Here is a 1,228-nt window from a genome sequence, read left to right as displayed (position 1 = left end):
CGGGGGGAAGCTGACACGGAGGAGGTGTCCGCGGGGGCTGCTCCGTGCCGTGGGCCGGGTGAGTGCAGCACGGACGGGAGAGCCAGGCACAGGGCTGCCGCGGTGCAGGCCGCGGTCGCGCCCAGGGCGTGCCGGCGGTGGCGGCGCCGGTCGGCGCGTCGGCGGATCTCCGCGGCGGGCAGGGTCGGTGCCGGCATCTGCGTGCCGAGCAGCCGCAGCCGGTCGCCCAGGGTGTCGTGGAGGGGGTCAGACATGGAGTCGTCCTTCCTCGCTGGTCGGGGGCTGGTCGCCGAGCCGGGCCGCCAGCGCGGTCCGCCCGCGGGCGAGGCGGCTCTTGACGGCACTGACGCTGGCGCCGGTCTCGGCCGCGACCTGCTCGATGGAAAGGTCGCACATGTGGTGCAGGACCATGGCGCTGCGCTGCGCCTCGGGCAGGTCGCGGAGCGCGATGACCAGCATCAAGTACTCCTCAGCGGGCGGCTCGACGGTGCGGGGTTCATGGTGGTGGCGTCCGGCCAGATGCAGACCCCGGGCCAGACGACGCCAACGTGAGACGGCCAGCCGCCGGGCGGTGGTCCGGATCCAGGCTTCCGGGGCATCGTCGGGGTCGAACGTGCGCCTTCGGTCCCACGCGCGGATGAAGGCCTCCTGGACCACGTCCTGTGCTTCGGACCAGTCGCCGGTCATCGCGTAGAGCTGCCCGGTCAGGCGGGAGAAGGACGCTGCGTAGAACGCGTCGAACTCCTGTGGCGTCATCAACGGCTTCTCTCCTGGTGCTGTCGATCGGCTCGCATCACAGGCGGTTCGCCGGGAAGCACTCCTCGACCACGGCGGTGGAGCCGTGCCTCCCGGGCGGAGCCTCGCGCCGCTCAAGCCTGTACGCACGAGCGCCGTCCCCAGGTCGCGCCCACGTCCTGTGACATGGACCACGTGTCCTGGGTGCGACCGCACGGGCACCGAGGGGCGTACAGGGGCGCGGGCATCAACCGGACGCCCGCAGGAAAGGACACTGATTCATGCGTATCCGCCCGATCATGCTCATCGCGGCCACCGCCGCAGCCATCGCGACGGCGGGGGGAGCGGCCAGCGCTGCGACCGACACCCCCCAGCCCACCGCCACGGCTCACGGCAAGCCGTCCGGTGCGCCCGCCGCCAAGGTTCACGGCACCGGCTCGGCCGGCGCCTCGGTGGTCTCTGGTACCGGTGTCTCCGGGAACCGCGTGACCGC

At 72.8% G+C, this 1,228-nt stretch carries 2 protein-coding genes and 1 pseudogene; 1 reads left to right on the top strand and 2 read right to left on the bottom strand.

Going from position 1 to position 1,228, the window contains the following annotated elements; translation table 11 throughout:
* The coding region (locus ACZ5GT_RS40810; RefSeq protein ID WP_397949760.1) for a hypothetical protein at window positions 1-254 on the bottom strand (254 nt) is incomplete at its 3' end.
* Complete coding sequence (locus ACZ5GT_RS40805; RefSeq protein WP_469037016.1) at window positions 247-756, bottom strand: SigE family RNA polymerase sigma factor; 510 nt, start codon at window positions 754-756, stop codon at window positions 247-249. The genes ACZ5GT_RS40805 and ACZ5GT_RS40810, both read right to left, overlap by 8 nt.
* Before the next feature lie 260 nt (window positions 757-1,016).
* Here ACZ5GT_RS40805 and ACZ5GT_RS40800 point away from each other — a divergent pair.
* A pseudogene (locus tag ACZ5GT_RS40800) lies at window positions 1,017-1,228 on the top strand (hypothetical protein); the annotation flags it as partial.

This window comes from Streptomyces sp. NPDC031340 (genome assembly GCF_055569945.1).
Note: the sequence above shows the minus strand (reverse complement) of the source record. Positions and strands in the feature narration are given on the sequence as shown.

Bases quoted from the DNA above. Each gene is read 5' to 3' on its own strand.
- ACZ5GT_RS40805 (WP_469037016.1), bottom strand. From the start codon at position 756: ATGACGCCACAGGAGTTCGACGCGTTCTACGCAGCGTCCTTCTCCCGC.